We start from the raw sequence: 5,991 nt of genomic DNA, 5'->3' as shown, positions 1-5,991 counted from the left end.
CGCTGGTACCGCTCGATCTCCTCGATGCAGAAGGCGTCGCGCAACGCGACGATCAAGATTGCCGCACCCCACACCGCGTCCCGCACCCACCGCCGCCCACCGCCACCGTCCGGCCGGGGTGGCGTGCACATCGCCGACCACCGTCGCTGACCACACGCCGCACGCCACCGCGAGCCCCACACCGCGCAGCACACCTAGCAGCACACCTCGCGCCGCACCGGTCGCAGCCCCTCGCGGCGGACCCCGCGGCCGTCCGCGCGCCGGTCCTCGCGGCCCACGTGGTCCTCCCCCGGTTCGCGACGGCCCGGTGGGGCCCGAGGGCGTCGGAGGAGGGGTCCGGGGCGTCCCCGGGGGCCGGGAACGAGTGCCGCGGAGCTCCCCCGGGGCGGGTCGGGGGCGCTCCGGTCGGCGCCGTCGGAGGGGTCCGGTCGGCGCCGGAGAGGGGTCCGTCGGCGCCGCCGTCGGCGGGAGCGCAGGGGCGTTCCCGAGGCGCCGTTGGGCGTCGGACGCAGCGCTCGGGCAGGGCGGCTCGAGGGAGCGGTCCGGAGCGCCGGAGAAGCGGACCCACGTGCGCGGCGCCCCGAGCGATCCGGGGCCACCCCGGCCCCCGCGATGCGGCCGGGCCCGAGAGGCGGACGTGGGCGCGCGCACCGTCCTGGTCGACCGGGGGCCGGCTCCCGCGGCCCGGTCGTCGTGCGTTGCCGGCGGGCGGCGCACACCCGGGCGGAGGGGCTGTCGGCGTTCGCCGCGCGGGCCCGTGCAGCGGGCGCCCGGCCACTTCGATGACCCCGTTCGAGCGTCCCGGAGGGCCCCGAGGGCCGTCCGGGGAGCGTCATCGGCGCCGACGAGGATCCATAACACCCGATCGACACCGTCGGATGGCTCGACGGTGGCGAGCCGCCGTGGTGTGGGTGTAACCCGCCGACACCTCCACATCGGCTGGACCCACAGGTCTGCCGGTTATGGCGGGTTACGGAAACCAAGAGTGGGTCGCGCTCCCTCGGCGGGGCGTGTGTCGGCGCCGTCGGGCGTCGCCGTGCCCGTGGCCCCGTATCGGTGGTAGTCGCGACGTCGATCCGGGGGGCGGATCGTGGTGGGCCGCGAATGCGGCAGTCGGCGGTCGTAGCGGTCGGCGGCCGGGACCGTCATCCGGTCCGGCGTCTCTCCGGGAGGTCCGGGTGGCGATGATCAGCGCGGTCGGCCACCGGCACCGGATTGGGTACCTCCCAGGAAGGTTTCCCGGTCGGCGTGCGTCCCGCGGTCGGCCGGCGAACCCGGTCGGCCACCGGCACCGGATTGGGTACCTCCCAGGAAGGTTTCCCGGTCGGCAGCACGTCGGAGGGCCCGCGCGGTGGGACCGGCCCGTCGCCGCACGCCCGCCTGCTCCGCCGCACGCCCGCCTGCTCCGCCGCACGCCCGCCTGCTCCGCCGCGCGGCCGGTCCTCGCCCCTGCCCGGTCCCTCGACCTGTGGTCCCGCCCGCAGCCCCCCTCGCCCCGCCGCCGCGTCGCTCCCGCTCATCCGCCTCCCCAAAGCAAGTAAGACGTATAACCTCTCACCGGCGAGAGGTAGTACCCTCGACACCCACATGACCTCGCTCCCGCTCGAGGGCGTCCGCGTCCTCGACCTCTCCCGCCTGCTCCCCGGGCCGTTCGCCAGCCTCCTGCTCGCCGACTACGGCGCCGACGTCGTCAAGGTCGAGGACACCGGGGCCGGCGACTACGCGCGGGCCGTCCCGCCCTACGCCGACGGGGTCGAGGACTCGGCGAAGTCCGTGCCGTTCATCGCGCTGAACCGCAACAAGCGCTCGATCCGCCTGGACTTGAAGGCGCCCGAGGGCCGCGACGCGCTGCTGGCGCTCGTCCGGGACGCCGACGTCGTCCTCGAGTCGTTCCGTCCCGGCGTGATGGACCGGCTCGGGCTCGGGCTCGCCGTGCTGCACGAGCAGAACCCCCAGGTCGTCCTCTGCAGCATCAGCGGCTTCGGGCAGACCGGGCCGCTCACCCAGCGCCCCGGCCACGACATGAACTACCTGGCGCTCGGCGGTGTGCTGGCGCTCAACGGCGAGCGCGACGGGGCCCCCGTCCTGGGCGGCGTGCAGGTCGCCGACGTCGGCGGCGGCGCCCAGATGGCGGTCATCGGGATCCTGACGGCGCTCCGGCACGCCGAGCGCACGGGGGAGGGCCAGGCGGTCGACGTCTCGATGACCGACGGCGCCCTCTCGTGGACCGCGATGGACGCGGCCGCGGCGCTCCGGGGCGCGAAGCCCCGCCGCGGTCACACGCTGCTCACCGGCGAGCACCTCTGCTACCGCACCTACGCGTGCGCCGACGGGTGGATCACGATCGGGGCGCTGGAGCCGAAGTTCTGGAAGGCGTTCTGCTCCGGCGTCGGCCGGGAGGACCTGATCCCCAACCAGTTCGACCCGCCTGGCTCCGACGCCCACGCCCAGGTCGAGGAGATCGCCCGCTCCCGCACCCGCGCGGAGTGGGCGGCGTTCGGCGAGCAGCACGACGCGTGCCTGGAACCGGTCTGGGAGCTCGAGGAGGCGCTCGAGTCCGACCTGGTCCGCGAGCGCGAGATGGTCGTGACCCTCGACCAGCCCGGGGCGACGGAGCCGGTGCGGGCGCTCGGCCTGCCGATCAAGCTCTCGGCGACGCCCGGCGACGTGCACCGCCTCCCGGCCCCGGGCCTCGGCGAGCACACCGAGGAGCTGCTCCGCGAGGCCGGCCTCGACGACGAGCGGATCGCGTCACTGTTCGCGTCGGGCGTGGCTGGGAAGCTTCCCGGATGAGCACGGAGGCGCCCGACACCACGGGCCTGCTGCGGATGGGCGACCTCGCCGAGCAGGCCGGGGTGAGCCCGGCGACCGTCAAGCACTACCTCCGCGAAGGCCTGCTGGAGAGCGAGATGGATGCCGAGCAGGGCGTCGCGATCGTCCGCACGTCGCGCAACATGGCCTACTACCCGCCGGCGTTCGTCGAGCGGATCCGGCTCGTGCGGCGCCTGCAGGAGGAGCGGTTCATGCCGCTGCGGGCGATCCGCGAGGTCCTCGCCGACGGGCCGGACCGCGCCCGAGAGCTCGTGGGCCGGCGTGACGAGATCATCGAGCGGGCGCTGTCGCAGCAGGCGGGCGACGCGACGACGTCCCGTGCCGACCTGATCGCCTCCACGGCCGTGCCCGAGTCCGCGCTGGACAAGCTCGCCGAGCTGCGCGTGACCGGCGACGGCTCGCGCGGGTACGACCCCGACGAGGTCCGGATCGTCCAGGCGTTCATGCGCTTCCGCGACACGGGCTTCGGCGACGAGCTCGGGTTCACCGTCTACGACGCCCTGCGCTACGTCGAGGCGCTCGAGCCGCTCGTGCGCGAGGAGACCCAGACGTTCCTGCACCGCATGGTCGACCGGGACGTCGCCCCCGAGCGCGCCGTCGAGCTCATGCTCTCGGCCACCGACCCGCTGCGCGAGCTCGTCGGCGCGGTCCACGGCCACGTCCTGCGCCGCGAGCTGGAGCGCGAGCGCCGGCCGTCGGGCTGAGTCGCGGGGCCGGTCCGCGGCGTGGCTCCGGGTCGTCGAGCGGCCGGGCCGCCCGCCCGGGCACGCCACCGCGTCCCGGCCCTCCCGCGGATCTGGGACGCTGTGCCTCACGCGCGACCGCGAGGGACTAGACTCGGTGATTGACTGATCAGTCAACCTGGTACCCCGTGCGCGCCGCCGTCGTCCAACTCCTCGCCACCCCCGACGTCGCCGCCAACCTGGCGGCCGCCGACCGGCTCGTCCGCCGGGCCGCCGGCGACGGAGCCTCGGTCGTCCTGCTGCCGGAGAAGTGGTCGGTGCTCGGCCGCGACGCCGACGTCGCCGCCGGGGCGGAGTCGCTCGACGGCCCCGCGGTCACCTGGGCGCGCGAGACGGCGCGGGAGCTGGGGATCGACCTGCTCGCGGGCTCCGTCGCGATCGCCCGCGCGGACGGCCGGCAGCAGAACACCGCGCTGCACGCCACGCCCGACGGGCGCCTCGCGGTCTACGGCAAGCTCCACCTCTTCGACGCCGACGTCGCGGGCCGGCGCTACCGCGAGTCCGAGCGGGAGATCGCCGGCGACGGCCTCGTCGTCTCGCCGCTGTCGGACGACGCGGCCACCGGCGTGGGCCTGACGGTCTGCTACGACCTGCGGTTCCCGGAGCTCCACCGCGCCCTCGCCGTGCGCGGCGCACGGATCCTGGCCGTCCCGGCGGCGTTCACGGAGCGCACGACGCACGCGCACTGGGAGATCCTGCTGCGCGCCCGGGCGATCGAGAACGGCGTCTTCGTCCTCGCGGCCAACCAGCACGGCGAGCACGCGAAGGGGATCCGTTCCGGCGGCCGCTCGATGATCGTCGACCCGTGGGGCACCGTCCTGGCGGAGGCCCCGGACGCCGACGAGGCCGTCGTGGTCGCGGACCTCGACCTCGCGCGGGTCGACGAGGTCCGCGAGGGCCTGCCGGTCCTGCGCCAGCGCCGGGCGGACGTCGCCGCGGCCCTGGCCGCCGAGGAGCCGGGCGACCTGGCCGCCCACTGGGACGTCGCCGCGCCCGACGGGGCCGTCCGCGACGGGGGAGGGGCGGCCTGATGGCGCCCCGCACGACGGCCGCGAGCGCCGAGAAGCGCCGCGCGATCCTCGACGCCGCCGTCCGCGTCTTCGCCGAGCGCGGCTTCAACCACTGCCGGGTCTCGGACATCGCGGACGAGGCCGGCATCGCCTACGGCCTCGTCTACCACTACTTCAAGAGCAAGGACGGGATCCTCGACGAGGTCTTCCTCGAGCGCTGGGCCCTGATGCTCGAGGTGATCGAGGAGGCCGCCGCCGACGAGTCGCTGAGCGCGCGGGAGCGGCTCGCGAAGGTCGCCACGTTCATCGTCGAGAGCTACGGCCGCCACCCCGACGTCATGCAGGTCGTGATCGTCGAGGTCACCCGCCAGGCCAACACCTTCGGCCGCAAGCACTGGGCGACGATCCAGGACGCCCACGCCGGCATCGCGCGGATCGTCGAGCGGGCGCAGGCCACCGGTGAGCTCCGCGCGGACATCCCGCCGTCGTTCGCCGCGATCGTCTTCTACGGCGGGATCGAGCAGGTCCTGACGTCGTGGATCTTCGACACCGCCCCGTCGCGGCCCGCCGACCGCCGCCGCGCCGTCGAGCACCTCGTCGAGACGATCTGCGGCGGGCTCGACCCGCGCTGAGCGCGGACCGGGATTCCGACCGCCGGTAGGTCCGGCGGCTCCCGCTGCCCCGGCCGGGGCGCGCCGCCGTGCGCCCCGGACCCCCTCCACACGGGCCGGTGCACGTCCGGCGCAGGTGTGCCCCGCCGTACCCACGGGTAGGATCCGGCGCATGGAGAACGAGCTCGTCAAGCGACTGGCCTGGTCCGGCCTGGTTGCCGGCCTGGGTGTCGCCAGCAGTCTGGTCGCGCAGCGCGTGGCCGCCCTGATCTGGCGCCGTGTGTTCGGAGAGGAGCCGCCCGAGTGAGCGACAAGACCGAGAAGCCCGCCGGCGACGGCGCCTGGGTGCCCTCCGCCGAGCAGCCGGTGCCCCCGACGACCGAGTTCGCGGCCGTCTCCCCGGAGGGCGTGGAGCCGATCGACGGCACCCTCGCCCCCGACGAGGCTCCGGCCGAGCCCGAGGCGGCGGACGACGCCCCGCGGGCGACCACCGGCTCGGCGCCCCAGGCGCCGAACGAGCCCGTGGCGACGGCGGACGACGCCCCGGCGGACGCCGACGTCCCGTCCGGATCGGCGCCCCAGACCGGCGACGACGCCGACGCGGAGCCCGAGGTCCTGACCCCGGAGCCCGTCGCCGAGGAGCCGGAGCCCGTCGTGGAGACCCCGGAGCCCGAGCCCGTCGACGCGGCCCCCGAGCCGGAGCCGGCCCCGCCGGCCCCCGAGCCCGTGGCCGCGACGCCGGAGCCCGACCCGGTCGCCGCCGCGCCGTCCCCGGCCGCGGAGGCCCCGGCGTGG

5 protein-coding genes and 1 pseudogene are annotated in these 5,991 nt (G+C 75.8%); all 6 read left to right on the top strand.

The window, feature by feature from the left end; all coding sequences use genetic code 11:
• Positions 1-1,587: 1,587 nt before the first annotated feature.
• Positions 1,588-2,793 (top strand): CaiB/BaiF CoA-transferase family protein, encoded by a 1,206-nt coding sequence (locus AB0L40_RS25890; RefSeq protein WP_364361376.1) that lies wholly within the window; start codon positions 1,588-1,590, stop codon positions 2,791-2,793.
• Positions 2,790-3,536 (top strand): MerR family transcriptional regulator, encoded by a 747-nt coding sequence (locus AB0L40_RS25885; protein ID WP_364361374.1) that lies wholly within the window; start codon positions 2,790-2,792, stop codon positions 3,534-3,536. The genes AB0L40_RS25890 and AB0L40_RS25885 overlap by 4 nt, the downstream gene beginning before the upstream one ends.
• A 140-nt stretch (positions 3,537-3,676) precedes the next feature.
• Entirely contained in the window at positions 3,677-4,606 is a 930-nt protein-coding gene (locus tag AB0L40_RS25880; protein ID WP_364361372.1) for a carbon-nitrogen hydrolase family protein, read from the top strand.
• The gene (locus AB0L40_RS25875; RefSeq protein ID WP_364361370.1) at positions 4,606-5,217 is read left to right on the top strand and encodes a TetR/AcrR family transcriptional regulator; all 612 of its coding nucleotides are present in this window, start codon (positions 4,606-4,608) and stop codon (positions 5,215-5,217) included. Before AB0L40_RS25880 ends, AB0L40_RS25875 begins: the two co-directional genes overlap by 1 nt.
• Positions 5,218-5,368: 151 nt before the next feature.
• Complete coding sequence (locus tag AB0L40_RS25870; RefSeq protein WP_157260974.1) at positions 5,369-5,503, top strand: DUF4235 domain-containing protein; 135 nt, start codon at positions 5,369-5,371, stop codon at positions 5,501-5,503.
• Positions 5,500-5,991: pseudogene (locus AB0L40_RS25865) on the top strand (hypothetical protein); the annotation flags it as partial. The gene AB0L40_RS25870 and the pseudogene AB0L40_RS25865, both read left to right, overlap by 4 nt.

Origin of the sequence: Patulibacter sp. NPDC049589 (assembly GCF_040675535.1) — a bacterium.
Classification (GTDB): Bacteria; Actinomycetota; Thermoleophilia; order Solirubrobacterales; family Solirubrobacteraceae; genus Patulibacter.
This window is presented reverse-complemented; position numbering and strand designations above follow the sequence as displayed.